Below are 20,159 nucleotides of genomic sequence, written 5' to 3'. Positions count from 1 at the left end.
ATAATTATTTAAACACACATTGCTTTCAAAGATTTTTAATTTTTAATTCTCAATTTTTAATTAAACAATTCAGCTCCAAAAAAAAAGAAAAAAAATATCACAAAAACGTTTGCTGTCCTCTTACCCTCTTTTTTACTGCGCCATCAAACTCTCTTGATTGTAAAAAGAGGGATAAGAAACAGAAACACAAAACTTATCAAAATGGAAGAAATCTTAAATCAATACGAAACAGTTCATCCAAACGATGCAACAATTTGGTTCAAAGCCGGAAAAGTAGAAGATTTCCCCACCAATCGTGGCGGCTGCATCAAATACAAAAACAAACAAATTGCCATTTTCAATTTCGCACGCCGTAACGAATGGTACGCTTGCCAAAACGCCTGTCCGCATAAAATGGAAATGGTTCTCGCAAGAGGAATGACAGGTTCGACAGATGATATCCCAAAAATTGCCTGCCCAATGCATAAGAAAACTTTTTCGCTGGTTGATGGTTCTAACCTAAACGGCGATGATTTTAAAATTGCAACCTATCCTATTAAAGTTATTGAAAACGAAGTATTTGTAGGTTTTATAGATTAATAAATTTCTACTCTAAAACAATTTAAACACATAGGAACATAGCTTTTAGAGACCCTAAGAAGGCGTTTCACTTGCATTAACAAACATAGCTATGTGTTAGAAACCAGTTTCTTTCCAATTTTCTTTTTTCTAAAAAGCCAAAAACCTATGTTTCTATGTGTTTAAAAATTAAGCCTTATTAGTTAATTATGTATCTTTGAAATCTATTATCTTACCAACAATGACTACACCTTTTCAAAAAGCAAGCGAGTGGATTGATGCTGAAAACGCACAGGATCCGAATATCGAAATCGATCAAAATACCGAATATCCAAAGGAATTATTATATTCGAACAGAATGTACGAAAGACTGATGCAGTTTGAACCCGAAGCTTCAGAACAAATTCAGATTGCCTCAAAAGCACAACACATTTGCCGATGGAAAGTCGCGCGCGAATCCTACCCAATGGATCGTGTGGGCTATTTAAGATGGCGAGAAGACCTGAAAAAATTTCATGCTAAAACTACTGCCGAAATTTTAGAAAAAGCAGGATATAATCAGGATTTTATCGATCGCGTTTCTTTTTTAATCGAAAAGAAATTATTGAAAAAAGATGCCGAAACACAATTGCTCGAAGATATTATTTGTCTGGTATTTTTAGAATATTATCTGGATCCGTTTGTGCACAAACACGATGATGAAAAACTAAAAAACATCATCAAAAAAACCTGGGATAAAATGTCTGACAAAGGACATCAGGAAGCCTTAAAAATTAATTATTCTCAAGAAAATCTCAACTTAATAAAAGCCTCTTTAGGATTGTAATCTCATAGATGGAATACATTTAAAACAAATTTCATTTTAAGATAAAAGACAAATATTCACTTCGAATGAAAAAAAGCAATCAGGAAGCTGCAGAAAAAATCAATTTCAAAAATTTACGCCGTTGGTATTTTTTTGCACTTTGGACTATTGCTATAACCGTCATTCTAAGTCAGATACTGGTTCAGTACAATTTAAAACAACAGTTAAGCGATTCTAAAATCATAAACATTTCAGGTAAACAGCGAATGCTGAGCCAGAAAATTGTAAAAGAAGTTTTGATTTTAAATTATGTTTCAGACACCGTTTCCCAAAAACAGATTTCGCATTTAAAAGATGTTCTCGAACTCTGGAAAACCACTCAAAACGCGCTTGAAAATGGCAACGACAGTTTGGCTTTCCCTAAAGAAAAAAGCGAAACTCTCAATAAATTGTATGCCGAAATCAATCCTGTTTTCAGTACTATCAGCCAATCAACCGATTCTTTTCTATTAAACTTAAAACAAAAAAGCAACTTAGCCCAGAATCAAAAACTGGTTCAGACGATCCTGAAAAACGAAGGCATTTTCCTTTCAAAAATGAATCGAATTGTAAGTCAGTACGATCTTGAAGCCCACGAAAAAGTTACCGAACAACGCAAAATAGAATATTGGATTTTTGCCTTTACACTTTTCGTTTTACTAATGGAGTTTTTCTTCATCTTCAAACCTACCAACAAAAAAATAGAAAAACTGATTGCCAAACTTTTATCTTCTGAAAAGAAAGCTTTAAAACTCGCTTACGACACTGAAATTATTAGCGAAATAAAAGAAAACTCCGTAAAAGAATTAAAATCGCTGAATTATGCCATGGAAAATACGTTGCTGTATTGCCGTATTGCGCCCGATGGTTCGATCATTCATATTGGAGAAAAATTTGCCAAACTCTTAAATTACACCCGATTTTCCTCTGATAAAAAATTCTCTGAGGTTCTAACAACCGACGAGAAGGAACAACTCAATATTGACCGAATCATTTTTGAGAAACACAGAAGTGGCTGGCAGGGCGAAATTAAAATCATCAACAAAGAATCCCAGACTTTTTGGCTCGATTTATCGATGGTTCCGGTAACGATCAAAAAAGAAGAATCAGAACTTTTAATAATCTGTTTCAATATTACCGAGCGTAAAAAAGCACAACGAGAAGTCGAACGCCTGAATATCGAAAACAGCACCGAGAAAATCAATCAGCAAAAGATTATTTCGAGTAAAATTGTTGAAAATCAGGAAAACGAACAAAACCGAATCGCGAAAGAAATTCACGACGGAATTGGGCAAATGCTTACCGGATTAAAATTTAGTCTCGAAAGTATCAATCTCGAAGACAAAGAAAAATCAGCTCAAAAAATAGAATATCTAAAAAAGTTATCACTCGATATTATAAAAGGCGTTCGCACCGCCACTTTCAACCTGATGCCTCCGGAACTCAGCGATCACGGCATCGTTTCCTCTTTGGCAAAACTTACCCAGGAACTTTCTAAACTAACCGGAAAAGAAATTCTATTTTACAACAAAACCGACTTTAATCAACGTTTAGATTCTCTAATCGAAATCAACATTTACCGACTAACGCAGGAAGCCATCAATAATGCCATAAAATACGCCGAATCATCGCATATAATCGTCCAGCTTTCGCACAGTAATACTTTGTTAAGCATTATCGTAGACGACAACGGAAAAGGCTTTGACATTCACGCCGTAGACAAAAAACGCAACAGCGAATCCGGAATGGGATTATTGTTTATGAAAGAGCGAATTCAATACGTAAACGGTCGCGTATTTATTAATTCTATTCCGGGCGAAGGAACGAGAATTACTTTTAATATTCCGATTTAGAAAAAGGAAATTCCGAATTTTAAAATTCCTAACCAATAGGAATCTTCAAAAAATAAATTCCAAATTCCAATTACACACAATCTTGTCAGGCTGAGCGAAGTCGAAGCTTAGCAATGTAAAAGCTATCAAATAATAATAATTTGGGCGAGACACCATCCCGATAAGAGGGCAAATTTACTTTGCGCTTATTCGCCCTCTTACCGGCATGCTGTCGGGCTATCCGCGTTACAAGGTAACGTTCTCCTATCCCTCTCGCAGCAAAGACGATTCTCAATGTTGTCATCCTGAGCGAAGTCGAAGGACCGCAATTATAATCACTAAACTTAAATAAATGAATAATGTAATTCGCAGCAAACTTTGTCAAAGTTTAGAACTTTGACAAAGTTCAACCCAAGACCATTCTCAAATAGCAACATATAACTTATAATATGATTCATTTTTTAATGATATTTTAATGTTGGCTTTAATATTAGAATTTGCAATTTTAAAAAATTAGAAATTAAAATCTAAAAATTACGTATATTAGCGTCTTCTTTGTAGATGAATATACGTAAAAATCCAAAATAAAATTTAAGTAAATTATGAGTAATATCATTCGTGTAGTACTGGCAGATGATCATGTTTTTGTAAGAGATGGAATTAAATCATTACTTGAAAACGAAGCAAACATCGAGGTTGTAGGAGAAGCAATCGATGGTGCAGATGCTCTTGAAGTGGTTGCAGCCAGCAAACCTGATTTACTTATAGTAGATATTCGTATGCCTAACTTAACCGGTATCGAGGTAGTAGAAAAACTTAGAGGCGAAAATAATAACGTAAAAATCATCATGCTTTCTATGCACGAGTCTGAAGAATACGTATTAAAGTCTATAAAAGCCGGAGCCGATGGTTATTTATTAAAAGGATCAAGCAAAGAAGAATTCCTAAAAGCACTGCATACCGTTGCTGCCGGCGGGAAATATTTTAGCGGTGATATTTCGTCTATCTTAATTAGCCAATTAACTAACTCTTCGACATCATTAGAACCGAAACAAAGCTTGTCCGAAGAAATGATGATTACCAAAAGAGAAAAAGAAATCCTCACACTTTTATTGTCCGGAAAAGGAAACAAAGAAATCGCTGAAGCACTTGATATCAGTAAGCGTACTGCCGAAGTACATCGTTTTAACTTAATGAAAAAGTTAAAAGTTAAAAATTTAATGGAACTTTCGAATAAAGCGACTGAGTATTCGTTACTATAAATTACGTATAAATACGTAATTATTTTTCGAAAACTGCGTTTTGGCAGTTTTTAACTAAGTTATAGTACTTATTTTTATCAAAAATTATAAGTGCTATGAAAACTACAAACCCATTATCTGAATCTCACAAAATTTTAATTTTGAACACATTGGCATTTACAGTGTGTTTTGCCTGCTGGACACTAAACGGTGTTTTAGTAACTTTTTTAGTCGATAACGGAATTTTTCACTGGAGCGTTGTTCAGGTGGGCTGGCTTCTGGGTATTCCCATATTAACTGGTTCTATAATGCGTCTGCCAATTGGAATTCTAACGGATAAATATGGCGGAAAATACGTTTTTTCACTTTTACTTCTCCTCTGCTCGATTCCTTTATTTCTGCTTCCTTACGCCGACAGTTTTTTTATGTTTGCTTTATTGAGTTTTTTCTTCGGAATGGTCGGAACAAGTTTTGCCGTCGGGATTGGATATACCTCGATTTGGTATCCAAAAGAATGGCAAGGCCGTGCCCTGGGAATCTTCGGGATGGGGAACGCCGGAGCCGCAATAACTACTTTTTTGGCACCTTCCTTATTAAATCATTTCTCTGTTGATGATCCTCAAAACGGCTGGAAAATATTGCCTGTTATTTATGCCATTTCTTTATTAGTAATTGGAGTCGCCTTTTTGATTTTCGCCAAAAATAAAAAAATAGAAAACAATACAAAAAGCGTTTCTCAAATGCTGGGTTCTTTAAAATCAGCTAGAGTCTGGCGTTTTGGAGCCTATTACTTTTTAGTATTCGGATGTTTTGTGGCTTATTCGCAATGGTTATTACCAAATTTCATGAATGTCTATCAAACCAGTTTAGTTATGGGCGGTTTATTTGCCACTCTTTTCAGTTTGCCATCTGGCGTGATTCGGGCTTTTGGAGGCTATTTATCAGATAAATTCGGAGCCAGAAAAGTGATGTATTGGGTTTTGAGTTCATCAGTAATTTTAAGCGCTCTTTTAATGATTCCAAAAATGGAAATTACCACTACTGGCCCAGGCGTTTTAGCTACTAAAAAAGGTACTGTAACTTCGGTTTCCAATAGTAACATTAAGATTGGGGAAACAGATTTTACCGTTGCGCAAAAAAAAGAAGATGTAAGCGAAAGCTCGATCTTTCCAACCAGTACATCCTGGCAGCAAGTCGTAGTCGAACAAAACCAAACTGTCAAGAAAAAAGAACTTCTGGCCAAAGGAATTACAGTGATCAAATTCGATGCTAACATGTGGGTTTTTCTGGTTTTAGTGATCCTAATTGGTATTTCGTGGGGAATAGGAAAAGCGGCAGTTTACAAACATATTCCGGAATATTTCCCTACCGAGGTTGGTGTTGTTGGCGGTATGGTAGGTATGATTGGCGGTTTGGGCGGTTTCTTCGGGCCAATCATTTTTGGATATATTTTAACAGCAACCGGTATCTGGTCCAGTTCATGGATTTTTATTCTCATTTTTTCTGCTATCTGCCTGATTTGGATGCATTATACCATAAGTAAAATTATGAAAGAAAAATCACCTATATTTGCAAAAGTAATTGACATACAATAGATTAAATAAAACTTTTAGACCAAAAAATATGCATTAATATGATTTTTATCATATACAATGAGCTATTTTTCTTATAATTTTGCTGATATTTAAAGAAACCAATTATGAAAAAACTTAAAGTAATTCTATTCTTATTATTAGTAGGAATAAGCCTTGACATTCAAGCGCAGGAATTAGACGTAAATTTGCAATTAAGACCACGTTTTGAATACCGTAACGGATACAAAACACTTATACCTGAAGGAACAGAAGCAACTTCTCAAATCTCACAACGTTCAAGATTAAACTTTAATTACAAACAAGATCAATTATCTGCAAAATTAACTTTACAGAATGTCAGAACATGGGGAGATGTAGGTACAACTGCAACTTCGGACAAAAATGGCATTGCCGTTTTTGAAGCTTGGGCACAATATGATATATCCGAAAAATGGAGCGCAAGAGCAGGTCGTCAAGTACTTTCTTATGACAACCAACGTATTATGGGAGAAATTGACTGGTTACAACAAGGACAAAGCCACGATGCCTTAATGGTCTCTTTCCACCCAAAAAATCACCAGCTTGATATGGGATTAGCGTATAACTCTGATGCCGAAAACAATTTTCAAACTCCTTACAAAGTAGGTAATTACAAAGCGATGCAATACGCATGGTACCATACTAATGTAGACAAATTAGGTATTAGTTTATTAGTTTTGAATACAGGTTATGAATATGCTAATCCTGCACAAAAACTACTAGTTGATTACAAACAAACTTTTGGAACTTACCTGACTTACAAAACCAAAAAAATTGACAGTAACTTAAGTTTCTACGGTCAAACCGGAAAAAGTACAGACAATCAGGTTAGTGCATGGGATGGTGCAATAAACTTTGCATATGCTATAACAGATTCATTTAAAGCAGGTATTGGTTACGAATATTTATCAGGAAAAGATACAAATGACGGAAGTACAGTAATCAAATCATTCAATCCTATTTTTGGTACTAACCACGCATTCAACGGTTACATGGATTATTTCTATGTTGGCGGTGGTCATCAAAACAGTGTTGGTTTACAAGACGCTTCTTTGAAATTCAACTACAATGTAAAAAAATGGCAATTTGCATTAATGCCGCACGTATTCTTATCTGCTGCTGATGTAGTGGTAGCAAACAAAAAAATGGATTCTTATTTAGGAACTGAGGTTGACTTTACAGCCGGATTCAATTTCAAAAAAGATATTACACTTACAGGAGGATATTCTCAAATGTTTGGTACCAAAACTTTAGAAGTTCTTAAAACTCCTGGATATGCAGGACATACCAACAACTGGGCATGGTTAATGATTTCTGTAAACCCTAGAATTTTTAGCTGGAAGAAATAGTTAAACTCTAATAACAACAAGACAATTTACCCTTTTTCTCTTTTAGAAAAAGGGTATTTTTTTTTAGACCAATAAGAGATTCTTTTGGTATATTTGATTTAGATTTTATTGATTCTTTTTCTAAACTTATAGCAAGTATCATCCTGCTAAATACAGTTAAATCCAATACTAAAATTCCTTCACCACAATGAAAATCATAGCTTGGAATTGTAACATGGCATTCAGAAAAAAAGCCGAATTCATTTTAGCTTACAATCCTGATATTGCCGTAATTTCTGAGTGTGAAAATCCCGAAAAACTCAAATTCCCTGACGGGATACAATTACCAACAGATATTCTCTGGTACGGCACAAATCCGCATAAAGGACTTGGTATTTTCTCTTATAACGATTATAGATTTCAATTGCTGGATTATCATAATCCTGATTTCAAAAATATTTTGCCCATTGCCGTTACTGGCGGAAAAATAGATTTTACTCTATTTGCTGTTTGGGCAAATAATCCAGGAGACAAGGACGGAGCTTATGTAACTCAGGTTTGGAAAGCCATTAATTTTTATGAAGATCTTATTAAGGAAACAGGAACAATTTTAATTGGCGATTTTAATAGTAATACCATTTGGGACAAACCTCGAAGAGAAGGAAATCACTCTACCGTTGTCAACAAATTAGAATCAAAAAAGATCTTTAGTACTTATCATAAATTTCACAATCAAGTACAAGGAAAAGAGCAACATCCAACTTTATATATGTATCGTCATGAAAACAAACCGTATCATATTGATTATTGTTTTGCCTCAAATGATTTCATTGAAGCTTTAGAAAATGTTGAAATAGGAAATTATCAGGATTGGATTTTGCACAGCGATCATAAACCTTTAATAATTAAATTCAATTTATAACAATGAAAGACACCTGGACAGAGAGATGGAACGACCGTTACAGCAGCGAAGAATTTGCTTACGGCACAGCGCCCAACAATTTTTTAAAAGAACAATTAGAGAAACTAAACCCCGGAAGTATTCTTTTCCCGGCTGAAGGCGAAGGTAGAAATGCTGTTTTCGCAGCCCAATTAGGTTGGAAAGTCTCCGCATTTGATATTAGTGCCGAAGGAAAAAACAAAGCTCTTAAACTAGCCGAAGCAAATAATGTCGAAATTGATTACCAAGTTGGAGAACTGGAAACCCTTAATTATCCAGCTAAACAATTTGATGCGATGGCATTAATTTATGCACACTTTCCTGCAGCCATTAAATCATCTATTCACAAAACATTAGATACTTATTTGCGCAAAGACGGATATATCATTTTTGAAGCTTTCAGCAAAAAACATTTAGAATATCTGGCTATAAACGATAAAGTTGGCGGACCAAAAGATATTGAATCCCTATTTTCTATTGAAGAAATACAATCTGATTTTCCTGATTATGAAATCATTCAGTTAGAAGAAAAAGAAATCGAATTAAACGAAGGTTTATTCCATAACGGGAAAGGTTCTGTTATTCGATTTATTGGAAAGAAAAAATAAGCTTTCTAAAAACGTTTCGTAGAGATGTACAAAAAAATTATTACTGTACATCTCTACACCATTCCCCCCTCAAAAACAATAACTAACTACAATACAGTTATTTAAATTAAAATCAATTGTTAAAATAAAAACTTTTATTTGTATTTTAGTACAAAAAAAAGAAACTATCTACAAGCGGCAACCTCAATTAAAAAGGTTGTTTCTCATTTTGCATTGCCCTATTCTAAAATTAGTATCAATTTTAAATAACCTTAATAATGGCAAAATCAAAAACAATTGTATTAGTACACGGGATGTTCGTGAATGATAGTACCTGGTCAGAATGGAAAAATTACTATGAGCAAAAAGGATATACGGTATATGCTCCTGCAAATCCGGGACACGATGGCGATCCTGCAGCACTTCGGGAAAATATACATCCGGAACTTGTAGATACAGGCTTTATAGATGTGGTACAGAATATTGCAAAACTGATCGATACCTTACCCGAGAAACCACTTGTCATTGGGCATTCGATGGCGGGATTAGCGGTACAAAAACTGATTGATTTAGGCAAAGCCGATGCCGCAGTAAGCATCAATGGAGCACCTCCCAAAAATGTTTTACCTCCATTTTCAACAGTAAAAATTGTATGGCCGGCAGTAAACTTCTTTTCCAGTAAAGGCTATTATTTAGGATCAAGAGACTGGTACAATCGTGCCTTTTTTAATACATTACCAAAACCTGAACAAGACAAAGCTTACGACCTGATTGCTGTTCCCGAAAGCAGAAAAATTGGTAGGGAAACCCTATTGAAATCTTTTTCAAATGCCGATTTCAAAAAACCACATCAGCCAATTTTATTTATTGGCGGAGGAAATGATAATATATTTCCGCCGGCACTAACCAAAAAAAATGCCACCCAATACAAAGATCCCAACAGCAGAGTTGATATAAAAATCTATGATACCAAAAGTCATTTTATTTGTGGCGAAAAAGGCTGGGAAGAAATAGCAGATTATATACTAAATTGGTATTCTAATTTATAAATCTCATCAAAAGAGACGTACAAAAGAAATACATTATTGTGCGTCTCTAAAATTATAAGTAATAGTACTTAATCCATTTAAATAGTAAAATATTTATGTTCCATAATTTCAGAACGTAATTTAGGCACAACCAAAATCCCTATTTTTTTACCAATGGTTTTAATGAGCATTTCTTTTTTCAGATTCGAAAGTACACGAATAGCCTGCTCTTCTGTAGTTCCTGCAAAATCAGCAATCTCTTTCCTGGAAAGTTCAATATCTATTAAACCGTCAATTTGACCAAATTTACGATGGATGTACAGCAACAAATCGATTACACGTTCGCGCACATTCATATGGGCAATTTTACGAATGTTGTTCTCACTTTTATTAAGTTCATCGGCATAAAACAACATTAAAGCATAGGTAAATTCAGGAATCTTCTGAAGAATTTCCAACATCGTTTCATTACTAAAATTACATAAAACAGTATCTTCTAAGGCAGAGGCACCAATCAAATATCTACTGCTCGTTCCAAATCCGCGAAAACCTATTGTGTCTCCGTTTTTTGTTAAGCGAACAATTTGCTCTCTTCCGTTTATGCCTGTTTTTATTGTTTTGACTTTACCTGAACAAATAAAATACAATCCTTTTATGAGATCACCTTCTTTAATAAAAGAATTCGATTTTTTACAAACAAAGGTTTCTTTCCTTAAAACATATTCTTTCATCTGTTCTAAGTGCAAATGTTTTTTAATAAAACAGTTTTCGTTGATACAGGTATAACAAATAGGTTGCTCTTCTTTCATGAGTTCAAATTTTATGCATGGTACTCTAAATTGTTGTTCCTCTTTTATTTGAATCAAAAGTAGAAAAATAAATTACAAAAATAAGTATTTATACGTAAAAATACTTATTTTTGTTTAAGAATAAATAAGTGAATTATTTAGATCTAAACAGATTTCATTAGTTATTACTTAAAAAAAGCTGTGATGCAAAATACCAAAATCAAAACTACGTGTTCCTATTGTGGCGTTGGCTGTGGCATAATCGTAACCAACGATGCCAAAAATGGCGTAATGGTTACGGGCGACAAAGACCATCCTGTAAACAAAGGAATGTTATGTTCTAAAGGAATGAATTTGCACTACGTAGTCAATGATACATCAGACCGGATTTTATATCCCGAAATGCGTGGCAGTAAATCCTATCCGCTGGAACGAGTAAGTTGGGATACTGCACTTGATCGCGCTGCAGCTGTATTTACTTCTATCATAAAAAAACACGGTCCCGACAGCGTTGGATTTTACATTTCCGGTCAATGTTTAACCGAAGAATATTATCTGGTAAATAAATTGGTAAAAGGCTTTTTGAAAACCAATAACATCGATACAAATTCGCGTTTGTGCATGAGTTCAGCCGTTGTGGGGTATAAAAAAACTTTTGGCGAAGATTCTGTACCCATTGCTTATGATGATATTGAACTTGCGGATACTTTCCTTATTACGGGTGCAAACCCGGCTTGGTGTCATCCTATTTTATTTAGAAGAATAGAAAAACACAAAGAGAAAAATCCTAAAATAAAAATCATTGTTATTGATCCAAGACGCACGGATACAGCTGCTTTTGCCGATTTGCATTTGCAGATTATTCCGGGATCTGATATTATTTTATACCATGCCATCGCCAAACGTATCATCGAAAAAGGCTACGTCGATCATGATTTTGTAAAAAACAATGCTGAAAATTTTAAACAATACAAAGACTTAGTTTTAAGTACTTCTTTAGAAAAAGCTTCCAAAATTTGTGGTATTTCGGTTAATGATATTAAACTTGCTGCCGATATTATTGGCAAAGCCAAAGGTTTTATTTCACTTTGGGCAATGGGCCTGAACCAAAGCGCTGTTGGCGTTGATAAAAATACCGCTTTATTGAATTTGTCTTTATTAACGGGACAAATAGGCAAACCGGGTTCAGGCCCATTTTCGTTAACAGGACAACCTAACGCAATGGGCGGACGAGAAGTTGGCGGAATGGCGACACTTCTGGCGGCGCATAAAGACATTGCGAATCCGGAACATCGAAAAGAAGTAGCCGATTTTTGGGGCGTCGATGCAATATCAGACAAACCGGGTTTAACAGCAACTGAAATGTTTGAAGCTTTGGAATCTGGAAAAATGAAGGCCGTCTGGATTATCTGCACCAATCCGTTAGTGAGTTTACCAGATTCCCGCCGAATCGAAAAAGCATTGCAAAATGCCAAATTTGTAGTGGTTCAGGATATTTCGCATAATGCAGATACTTCAAAATATGCCGATTTATTATTGCCTGCCGCTGGTTGGTTAGAAAAAGAAGGAACAATGACCAATTCTGAACGTCGAATTTCTTATTTGCCAAAAGGAATCAATGCTCCCGGCGAAGCACTTTCGGACATTGAAATTTTAATTCGCTTTGCTAAAAAAATGAATTTCAACGGTTTTAATTTTAATAGTGCCGAAGAAATTTATAAAGAACATTGCGCGCTGACTAAAAATACGAACATAGATATTTCATTCTTAAATTATCATCGCTTAAAAACCGAAGGTACTTTTCAATGGCCAGTTCCGGATTATGGACATCCAGGTACTCCCCGACTTTTTACGGATAAAAAATTCTATACACCATCGCAAAAAGCGATTTTCAATTTACCAACGGCGATAGAAAACACATCAGAACAGCCTAATCCTCAGTTTCCGTTTATTTTAACTACAGGACGAGTTCGCGATCAATGGCATACGATGACCAAAACCGGAAAAGTATCGAGATTGATGACGCATACGCCTAGTCCGGTTTTAGAAATAAACCCAATCGATGCTTTTAAAAATGATATTAAAAATGGAGATATTGTTATTGTAAGCAGCAAAAATGGTGAAGTTCGCGTAAAAGCAAAAGTAACAGATACTATCAAAGAAAAAGTCCTTTTTCTGCCAATGCACTGGGGAAAACAACTAGAAAATGACCTGAACAGAACTAATAATTTGACCAATACGGTAGTTGATCCGGTTTCTAAAGAACCTGATTTTAAATACACCACAGTCAATATTACCAAATATGTAAAACCGTTCCAGAAAATTGCTATTATGGGCGCCGGAGCAGCTTCTTTTAGATTTATTCAGAATTATCGTGAGTTCAATCAAACAGACGAGATTGTAGTTTTTTCGAATGAAGTAAATCCATTTTACAACAGGGTTTTACTTCCGGAATATATGACTGGCGAATTTAGCTGGGAACAATTGCTAAAGGTAAAAGATGGTGAAGCTTTAAATAAATTAAAAATCACGATGAATGCCAATGTGGCAATCACGAAAATTGATTCCAGCAAAAAAACAATAACAGATAGTTTAGGCGAAATACATACTTATGATGCTTTGATCATGGCAACGGGAAGCCGTCCTTTTGTGCCTGAAAATGCACAATTACATCTTCCGGGCAGATTTACCGTAAGACGCAAAGAAGATGCAGATCGCTTAAAAAAACATCTTGACAGCACAAATTTACCACCCGAAGAACAACATGTTGTTATCATTGGCGGAGGTCTATTAGGTTTAGAACTGGCCGCTGCCCTAAAACATAAAAAAGTTAAAACGACCATTGTTCAAAGAGCGTCCCGCTTGATGGAACGTCAACTAGACCGAATTTCTAGTAAATTATTAGCAGAGGAAGTTCAGCTTCGTGATATTCAGATTTACTTTGATAATGAGGTCAGTACTGTTTTTGAAACCGATAATTCGAATGAAATCGAAATTGCCCTAAAAAGTGGCCGAATCATCACAGCAAATGCCATTGTTTATACGATTGGAACAATTCCAAATATCGAAATCGCGCGAGAAAGCGGACTTGCTTGCGGACGCGGTGTAAAAGTAAACCAGTATTTGCAGACCTCAAACCCTGATATATTTGCTATTGGAGAAATAGCCGAATTCAACAATAAATTATTCGGAATTACTTCTGCTGCCGAAGAACAAGCTGATATTCTGGCTAACTTTTTAGCAGGTGATATTAGCAGTTTTTACAAAGGTTCTATTTTAATGAATATTCTGAAACTGGAAGATATTAACCTGTGTAGCATTGGTGATATCGAAATTCCGGAAAACGACGATTCGTACGAAGAAATTATTTTTGCCGATCTTAAAAAACGCTATTACAAAAAATGTATCGTAAAGGATGATTTGCTGGTTGGTGCTATTTTAATGGGAGATAAAAATGAATTTGCCGAGTTTAAAACCATGATCGAAAGCAAAATCGAATTATCAGACAAGCGAAATTTATTACTTAGAGGAAACTCAACGGCAAAACCTGTTCTGGGAAAATTAGTTTGTTCCTGCAGTCAGGTCGGAGCCGGAAATATAGAAGAAACCATAAAAAGCGGCGTCAACAATTTTACGGATTTATGCAAAAATACAGGCGCAGGATTAGGCTGCGGTAGCTGTAAAACTGAGGTTAAGGAGATATTGGCGAAGTGTAAAGTTTAGTTTTTCAAGTTTCAAGTTACTTTGAACATAAATTTTACCACAGAGGTCACAAAGTTTTTTCGCAAAGTTTCGCAAAGGATTAAGTTGTAAATTTCTTTTCTCTCGAAAAAAGTTCACAAAGCTATATGCTAAAATTTTTCCCCAAAGCTTTGCGAACTTTGACTACCTATTAAACACAAACTAAAAAATCTTTGCGAAACTTTGCGAAAAAACTTTGCGAACTCTTCGGTTAAATCAACACAATCCAATAACCTAAAACAAACCTGAAACCTGAAACAAAATAAAGATATGGAACTAACAAGATTAATAGTAAAAGGAGGCGTTATTTCGCCGGGAGAGTTAAGAGAAGTAGTCAATATGGCGATGGATCAGGGTTTAGATTCTATTTCCTTTGGTTCAAGGCAGGATATTATTTTTCCAAAAGGATTTAAAACTTTAGACAAAGAAAAACTGGGCAAACATCACTTTGTTTTTCCAGAGCAAAAAAGCGGCAATAATATTGTTTCTTCTTATGTTTCTACAGATATTTTCAGGAATACCAATTGGCTTACCGGCAATAAGTTTTTGTACATTCTGGAGCAATTTAAAGAGCAGCCACGATTAAAAGTCAACATCAATGATCCGAAACAACAGCTCGTTCCTTTGTTTACCGGACATCTTAATTTTATTGCTTCAGAGCATGAAGATTATTGGTATTTATACATTCGTTTGCCCAATTGGGAACGTATGGAAGTCTATCCCATCCTGATTTACAGTTGGGATATTGCGCAATTTTACTATGAAATCGAAAAAATTACAGCCGAAGAATCTATTGGTATCGATATGATATTTGCGCTTGTTAGCGAAGCTTTAGACACCAATAATAGAACAATTGATAAGCCATTGAATATTCCGTTTTATCCATTTCCTTATTATGAAGGTATGAATAGAATGGGAATCGACCAATATTGGCTGGGTTTGTATTGGAGAAATAATTTATATGATCTTGGTTTCCTGAAAGAAATGTGTGATTTGTGTTTTGATTGCAAAATTGGGAAAATATGTATTACGCCCTGGAAATCATTTATTGTAAAAGGAATTCCGAAAGACCGAAAACTCGAATGGGAAAAATTCCTGGGTAAGCGAGGCATCAATGTCCGCCATTCTTTATTAGAACTCAATTGGCATTTGCCTGTAGCGGTAGAATGGGCTCTGAATCTTAAAACATATCTTGTTCGAACACTTGATCAATTTGATATCAGTACTTACGGACTCACTTTTGGCATATCAGAATACAATCGCGACGGACATTATTTTACATCGATTGTAGTCGAGAAAAATGAATTACCTAAGGATCTGGAATCCATTAAAATCAGAGATACTTATAATGTTTTATACGCAAAGAACTTCGACGCCAATACACGCGAATACGTGGTGCATTCGCAAGATATCGACAAACTCGAACTCCCTACCATATTAATTGAGCTGAGTCGGAAATATTTCGAAGAACTTGGGAATTCTGTTCCTGAGACAACAGAAAATCCACAGAAAAAAGAAAAACCACAATTAGACATTTACCAATGTCAGGAATGTTTAACGCTTTATAAATCTGAATATGGAGATGAAAGTCAGGGAATTCCAAAAGGGATTTTATTTACCGATTTAGCAGAAAGTTATTGTTGTTCTTTATGCGAAGCTCCAAAGAGTAATTTTAAGATTCTGGAAATTGTCGAGAATTAAACAACTTTCTTTCATTAGTATTTTCAGGAGCTAATCCAGCTGTCCGCTATATCTTTTACTTTTTAAAGAAAAAAGTAAAAGGATGCCGCTTCCATCTGGGCTAGGGCACTCGTTTTCAAAAGAAAAATCAAGTGAAACTATCACTTACCATTCTTTCATCTTTACAAAGTAATTTACATTATTTCTCAAGTAGAATTGTTAAGAGATTTTAGTTTTAAATTTCCACCAAAAACTCAATCTATTAAAAATAAGTACGTTATCGTTAATTTTTAAGTAAAAACTTAACATTGGCGGACTTGTTTTATGTTTATCTTTACTTAACTGTTAATTAACAATTTAGTTACATTGTAGTAATTACTCATCTAAAAACGCATCAATATGGAAAACGAGAACGAAAAAATTACCCCAGAAAAAACTGATTCACCAACACCTGAAAATACCCAGCCTGTTACAGAAAATAAAAAAACAGTAAATACACCGGCTACAAAAACACCAGTTCGCAGAGCTGCACCAGTTAAACCAACAACGGCTGCAAAACCTGCTACTCCAACAACTACCACGCCAAAAGCGACAACAAAAACTGCAGCAACAACTTCACCAAAACCTGCAACCAGAAGAGCTCCGGCAAGAAAAATTACTCCGGCTGCTATTGAAAAAACAGAAGAAATAACAACTCCAAAAGTGACAATCAAGGAACCAGTAAAAAAAGAATCATCAGACAGTAAAGCTGATGCCGCGGTTGCAACAAAAGGAGAAGGTAAAAAAGATAAATCAACAGATAAAAAGAAGAAAAAAGTGAAAGACAAAGACAAGGAAAAAGAGAAAAAGAAATTAGCGAAGAAAAAAGATCAGGCTAAAAAAGACAAAAAGAAAGAAAAAGCTAAAAAAGCAAAACAAAAAGCTGCTGCTAAGAAAAAAGAAAAAGCAAAAAAAGCTAAGGAAAAAGCAAAAGCTAAAAAAATAGCCAAAAAGAAAGCGAAATCTAAGAAAAAAGATAAAGCTAAAAAGAAGAAATAATTTAGAAAGAAGGTTTGACTGTAAGTTGAACCTTTTTTTATGCTCGTTTTGTGCAAAGGCTTCGACTCCGCTCAGCCTGACAAACGAGTGTCATCCTGAGCGGAGTCGAAGGACTATCCTCCAATCGCAATCATACTACGATTATCAAAATGAAGTTTAGGATCGTCTATTTCTTCGAGCGTAACCATTCCTGCTCTGACTTTCTTTTTACTTTTTATAGAATCAGAAATCAAATTAGTAATCGATTCACCATTTCTTAAAGCAGTAAGTAAATCGGTTTCGGAATTAGAGAAAAGACAATTTTTGATTTTACCGTTTGCCGTAAGGCGGATTCTATTACAGCCATCACAAAACGGATTTGTAATCGAACTTATGATTCCAAAATCGCCCTGAAAATCTTTTATTCTATAAGTTCTCGCCGTGAAGTTTTTTTCGTCTTCGAGTTTCTGAATTTCTTCAGAAGAGAAAGTTTTCTCCAGTTCTGATAAAATCTCGTTTTGAGAAATCATTTTACTCCTGTCCCACTCGTTTCCGGCAAAAGGCATAAATTCGATAAAACGAACTGATAAAGGCAAATGCTGCGTTAATTTGACAAAATCTACAATTTCATTTTCATTAAAACCCTTCATCAAAACTACATTTACTTTTACCTTAAAATCATTATTCAAAAGCAAATGCAAATTATCAACTACTTTCTCAAACTGATTTCTAAGCGTTACAGAATGAAATTTGGAAGCAACCAGCGTATCCAGACTCAAATTGATTTTATTAATTTTGTTTTGCTTTAAAACATCAATATGGCGATCAATCAAAATACCATTTGTAGTAATCGAAAGAGAAACTCCAAGCGTGGCTAATTTGGAGGCAATTTCAGGGAAATCTTTTCGCAAAAGCGGTTCTCCTCCTGTTAACCTTATTTTATCAACACCATTTTCTACGAAAGTGTGGGCGATCGAAAAAATCTCATCGGCCGTCATTAAACTGGCTTTTGGAGATAATGCGATTCCGTCAGCAGGCATGCAATACGTACAACGCAAATTGCATTTCTCTAACAGCGAAATACGCAAATAATTGTGTTTTCGCCCAAAATCATCCGTTAAAATGGTTTTAGAGGGTATCATGATTTTTTCCTTTTAAAATATGAAAAACATGCAATACATGAGGGAAAATCGCGTCCATAGATTCTCTGGCTCCGTTTGTTGATCCCGGCAAAGCCAAAACCAAACTTTTTCCTAATGTTCCTGCAACTGTTCTGGACAACATCGCATACGGCATTCTTTGCTGACCATAATTGCGAATCGCTTCTTCAATTCCCGGAATTCTGCTTTCCAGTAATGGCGATAAAGCTTCGGGTGTAACATCTCTTGGTGATAATCCCGTTCCTCCCGTAAAAATAACCAACTGATGTTCTTTGGCGAAAGCCTTAGTTTTTTCCTGAATAATATCTAATTCGTCAGGAATAATTTCATAATGCGCCGTTTCTACTCCGCAGGCATTCAATTTTTCTACGATGATTTTTCCCGAACGATCTTCTTTATCACCCGCAAAAATAGAATCAGAGCAAACAAAAACTGCTGCCTTAATTACACTTGAAAATTTATTTTTGAAAGATGATTTTCCGCCATCTTTATTAATTAATTTAATAGTCGAAATTTCGATTTCTTTATCAATCGGTTTCAGCATATCGTACATCGTCAACGCAACTATCGATGCTCCGTGCATGGCTTCAACCTCTACTCCTGTTTTGTAAACTGTTTTTACATTAAAGATAATTTCGATCGTTAAACCTTCAATTTTATAGTCAACTGAAGTAAACTCAATTGGAATGGGATGACAATCCGGAATCGATAAATGCGTGTTTTTTACTGCAAATAATCCGGCAGTTTTCGCCATTTCGAACACATTCCCTTTTGGCACCAGATTATTCACCACAGCATCAATTGTTTCTTGTTTACTTACTTTGACGATTGCTGTTGCTGTTGCATCTCTTAAGGTGTTTATTTTATGCGTAATATCAACCATTAGTATTTTGTTTCCAGGTGAATGTATCGTTTTCAAACATTTCTTTACCAAAAATTGGCACATCGGTTTTTATCCAGTTTACAATAGCTTCCGTCGCTTCATAAACTTGTTTGCGTCGCGTTGCCGAAACAAATACGAATAAACAAATTTCACCTGCTTTTACCACGCCTAAACTATGATAAATATGCATGCAGGTTAAGTCGAATTTTGCAAAAGCTTTTTCGCGAATAGCATGTAAAGCTTCGTTTGCCATATCAGTATAAGCTGAATAATCGATCGCGACAACCGTATTATCGTGAATAACATCGGCACGAACTTGTCCTAAAAAAATATTATGCGCCCCAATCGTATGTTTTGATTGATGTTTAGCAATTGATTCCGCTATAAATTCAGGAGCAATTGGCCCTTCTACAAATACATTTTTACTCATTTTTTATGTTTTTTTTGCCACAGATTAAAAGATTAAAATGATTTTTTTCTATCACGAATTCACGAATTAAACATCCGGAATTTTAATCTCATAAAGATTCAAACCTTACGAAATCACTTTTAAAAACCATTCATTAAGCTTTGTAATTCTTTAGTTCTGCTTATTGTTATTTGTGTTCTGCAATCAGCATACATTTTATTTGCTATCACGCCACCTTCGCCTTCAGGATAACTTTTAAATTTACAATTTGAATCTCTAAATTTTATCCAGTCTTTTTGGGAGTTCACCAAATTGGTTTGATCTTTTGCTCCTAATTTCTTTTTTAATTGATTATACGTTGTATTCAATTGCTTATCGGCTTTTTCATAAGCCACATAAAGATCTGTTTCACCAGTATAATCAACATGTTTTTGAGAAAACCCAAATTGAGTAAAACAAAAAAATATAAACAATCCAACCAATATTTTCTTCATACAGTTAAAGTATTAA

17 protein-coding genes are annotated in these 20,159 nt (G+C 35.0%); 12 read left to right on the top strand and 5 right to left on the bottom strand.

Annotation, left to right across the window (positions count from 1 at the left end; translation table 11 throughout):
- The first annotated feature begins 201 nt into the window (after positions 1-201).
- The 9 genes from nirD (at position 202) to ACIDC4_RS18390 (ending at position 9,992) form a co-directional block, all read left to right on the top strand.
- The gene (gene nirD, locus ACIDC4_RS18430) at positions 202-579 is read left to right on the top strand and encodes a nitrite reductase small subunit NirD (protein WP_412042383.1); all 378 of its coding nucleotides are present in this window, start codon (positions 202-204) and stop codon (positions 577-579) included.
- A gap of 220 nt (positions 580-799) precedes the next feature.
- Complete coding sequence (locus ACIDC4_RS18425) at positions 800-1,384, top strand: DUF4202 domain-containing protein (RefSeq protein WP_412042384.1); 585 nt, start codon at positions 800-802, stop codon at positions 1,382-1,384.
- Positions 1,385-1,449: 65 nt separating this feature from the next.
- On the top strand, positions 1,450-3,255 hold the full coding sequence (locus tag ACIDC4_RS18420) for a PAS domain-containing sensor histidine kinase (RefSeq protein ID WP_412042385.1): 1,806 nt from the start codon (positions 1,450-1,452) through the stop codon (positions 3,253-3,255).
- Positions 3,256-3,836: 581 nt separating this feature from the next.
- Positions 3,837-4,496, top strand: a complete 660-nt coding sequence (locus ACIDC4_RS18415; RefSeq protein WP_230039780.1) for a response regulator transcription factor — start codon at positions 3,837-3,839, stop codon at positions 4,494-4,496.
- Between the two features lie 95 nt (positions 4,497-4,591).
- Positions 4,592-6,070 (top strand): MFS transporter, encoded by a 1,479-nt coding sequence (locus ACIDC4_RS18410; RefSeq protein ID WP_412042386.1) that lies wholly within the window; start codon positions 4,592-4,594, stop codon positions 6,068-6,070.
- A gap of 104 nt (positions 6,071-6,174) precedes the next feature.
- Positions 6,175-7,437 carry an alginate export family protein gene (locus ACIDC4_RS18405; protein ID WP_412042387.1) on the top strand — a complete coding sequence of 421 codons (1,263 nt, stop codon included), beginning with the start codon at positions 6,175-6,177 and terminating at the stop codon, positions 7,435-7,437.
- 187 nt (positions 7,438-7,624) lie between these two features.
- Positions 7,625-8,338, top strand: a complete 714-nt coding sequence (locus ACIDC4_RS18400) for an exonuclease/endonuclease/phosphatase family protein (protein ID WP_412042388.1) — start codon at positions 7,625-7,627, stop codon at positions 8,336-8,338.
- A gap of 2 nt (positions 8,339-8,340) precedes the next feature.
- On the top strand, positions 8,341-8,964 hold the full coding sequence (locus ACIDC4_RS18395; RefSeq protein ID WP_412042389.1) for a class I SAM-dependent methyltransferase: 624 nt from the start codon (positions 8,341-8,343) through the stop codon (positions 8,962-8,964).
- A 257-nt stretch (positions 8,965-9,221) separates the two neighbouring features.
- Entirely contained in the window at positions 9,222-9,992 is a 771-nt protein-coding gene (locus ACIDC4_RS18390; protein ID WP_412042390.1) for an alpha/beta hydrolase, read from the top strand.
- A 77-nt stretch (positions 9,993-10,069) separates the two neighbouring features.
- Here the strand turns inward: ACIDC4_RS18390 and ACIDC4_RS18385 are convergent, their stop codons facing one another.
- Positions 10,070-10,780, bottom strand: a complete 711-nt coding sequence (locus ACIDC4_RS18385; protein WP_412042391.1) for a Crp/Fnr family transcriptional regulator — start codon at positions 10,778-10,780, stop codon at positions 10,070-10,072.
- A 183-nt stretch (positions 10,781-10,963) separates the two neighbouring features.
- Here ACIDC4_RS18385 and ACIDC4_RS18380 point away from each other — a divergent pair, with 183 nt between their 5' ends.
- From ACIDC4_RS18380 to ACIDC4_RS18370, 3 genes are all read left to right on the top strand, one after another.
- Positions 10,964-14,482 carry a molybdopterin-dependent oxidoreductase gene (locus ACIDC4_RS18380; protein WP_412042392.1) on the top strand — a complete coding sequence of 1,173 codons (3,519 nt, stop codon included), beginning with the start codon at positions 10,964-10,966 and terminating at the stop codon, positions 14,480-14,482.
- 288 nt (positions 14,483-14,770) lie between these two features.
- Positions 14,771-16,201: a rubredoxin gene (locus ACIDC4_RS18375; protein ID WP_412042393.1), complete on the top strand. Its 1,431-nt coding sequence runs from the start codon at positions 14,771-14,773 to the stop codon at positions 16,199-16,201.
- Between the two features lie 378 nt (positions 16,202-16,579).
- The gene (locus tag ACIDC4_RS18370; RefSeq protein ID WP_412042394.1) at positions 16,580-17,218 is read left to right on the top strand and encodes a hypothetical protein; all 639 of its coding nucleotides are present in this window, start codon (positions 16,580-16,582) and stop codon (positions 17,216-17,218) included.
- 113 nt (positions 17,219-17,331) lie between these two features.
- Here the strand turns inward: ACIDC4_RS18370 and moaA are convergent, their stop codons facing one another.
- The 4 genes from moaA to ACIDC4_RS18350 all read right to left on the bottom strand — a co-directional run bounded on the left by moaA (position 17,332) and on the right by ACIDC4_RS18350 (position 20,143).
- The gene (gene moaA / locus ACIDC4_RS18365) at positions 17,332-18,339 is read right to left on the bottom strand and encodes a GTP 3',8-cyclase MoaA (protein WP_412042395.1); all 1,008 of its coding nucleotides are present in this window, start codon (positions 18,337-18,339) and stop codon (positions 17,332-17,334) included.
- Positions 18,326-19,240, bottom strand: a complete 915-nt coding sequence (gene moaCB / locus ACIDC4_RS18360) for a bifunctional molybdenum cofactor biosynthesis protein MoaC/MoaB (RefSeq protein WP_412042396.1) — start codon at positions 19,238-19,240, stop codon at positions 18,326-18,328. The genes moaA and moaCB overlap by 14 nt, the downstream gene beginning before the upstream one ends.
- On the bottom strand, positions 19,233-19,670 hold the full coding sequence (locus ACIDC4_RS18355; RefSeq protein ID WP_072972525.1) for a molybdenum cofactor biosynthesis protein MoaE: 438 nt from the start codon (positions 19,668-19,670) through the stop codon (positions 19,233-19,235). The genes moaCB and ACIDC4_RS18355 overlap by 8 nt, the downstream gene beginning before the upstream one ends.
- Before the next feature lie 119 nt (positions 19,671-19,789).
- Entirely contained in the window at positions 19,790-20,143 is a 354-nt protein-coding gene (locus ACIDC4_RS18350; protein ID WP_412042397.1) for a lysozyme inhibitor LprI family protein, read from the bottom strand.
- Positions 20,144-20,159 lie beyond the last annotated feature (16 nt).

This window comes from Flavobacterium sp. C3NV, assembly GCF_046825355.2.
GTDB lineage: Bacteria > Bacteroidota > Bacteroidia > Flavobacteriales > Flavobacteriaceae > Flavobacterium.
This window is presented reverse-complemented; position numbering and strand designations above follow the sequence as displayed.

Coding starts and splice junctions, on each gene's coding strand:
- ACIDC4_RS18395 (WP_412042389.1), top strand. CDS start 8,341: ATGAAAGACACCTGGACAGAGAGATGGAACGACCGTTACAGCAGCGAA.
- moaCB (WP_412042396.1), bottom strand. CDS start 19,240: ATGGTTGATATTACGCATAAAATAAACACCTTAAGAGATGCAACAGCA.
- ACIDC4_RS18380 (WP_412042392.1), top strand. CDS start 10,964: ATGCAAAATACCAAAATCAAAACTACGTGTTCCTATTGTGGCGTTGGC.
- ACIDC4_RS18370 (WP_412042394.1), top strand. CDS start 16,580: ATGGAAAACGAGAACGAAAAAATTACCCCAGAAAAAACTGATTCACCA.
- moaA (WP_412042395.1), bottom strand. CDS start 18,339: ATGATACCCTCTAAAACCATTTTAACGGATGATTTTGGGCGAAAACAC.
- ACIDC4_RS18425 (WP_412042384.1), top strand. CDS start 800: ATGACTACACCTTTTCAAAAAGCAAGCGAGTGGATTGATGCTGAAAAC.
- ACIDC4_RS18415 (WP_230039780.1), top strand. CDS start 3,837: ATGAGTAATATCATTCGTGTAGTACTGGCAGATGATCATGTTTTTGTA.
- ACIDC4_RS18355 (WP_072972525.1), bottom strand. CDS start 19,670: ATGAGTAAAAATGTATTTGTAGAAGGGCCAATTGCTCCTGAATTTATA.
- ACIDC4_RS18375 (WP_412042393.1), top strand. CDS start 14,771: ATGGAACTAACAAGATTAATAGTAAAAGGAGGCGTTATTTCGCCGGGA.
- ACIDC4_RS18410 (WP_412042386.1), top strand. CDS start 4,592: ATGAAAACTACAAACCCATTATCTGAATCTCACAAAATTTTAATTTTG.
- nirD (WP_412042383.1), top strand. CDS start 202: ATGGAAGAAATCTTAAATCAATACGAAACAGTTCATCCAAACGATGCA.
- ACIDC4_RS18420 (WP_412042385.1), top strand. CDS start 1,450: ATGAAAAAAAGCAATCAGGAAGCTGCAGAAAAAATCAATTTCAAAAAT.
- ACIDC4_RS18390 (WP_412042390.1), top strand. CDS start 9,222: ATGGCAAAATCAAAAACAATTGTATTAGTACACGGGATGTTCGTGAAT.
- ACIDC4_RS18385 (WP_412042391.1), bottom strand. CDS start 10,780: ATGAAAGAAGAGCAACCTATTTGTTATACCTGTATCAACGAAAACTGT.
- ACIDC4_RS18400 (WP_412042388.1), top strand. CDS start 7,625: ATGAAAATCATAGCTTGGAATTGTAACATGGCATTCAGAAAAAAAGCC.
- ACIDC4_RS18350 (WP_412042397.1), bottom strand. CDS start 20,143: ATGAAGAAAATATTGGTTGGATTGTTTATATTTTTTTGTTTTACTCAA.
- ACIDC4_RS18405 (WP_412042387.1), top strand. CDS start 6,175: ATGAAAAAACTTAAAGTAATTCTATTCTTATTATTAGTAGGAATAAGC.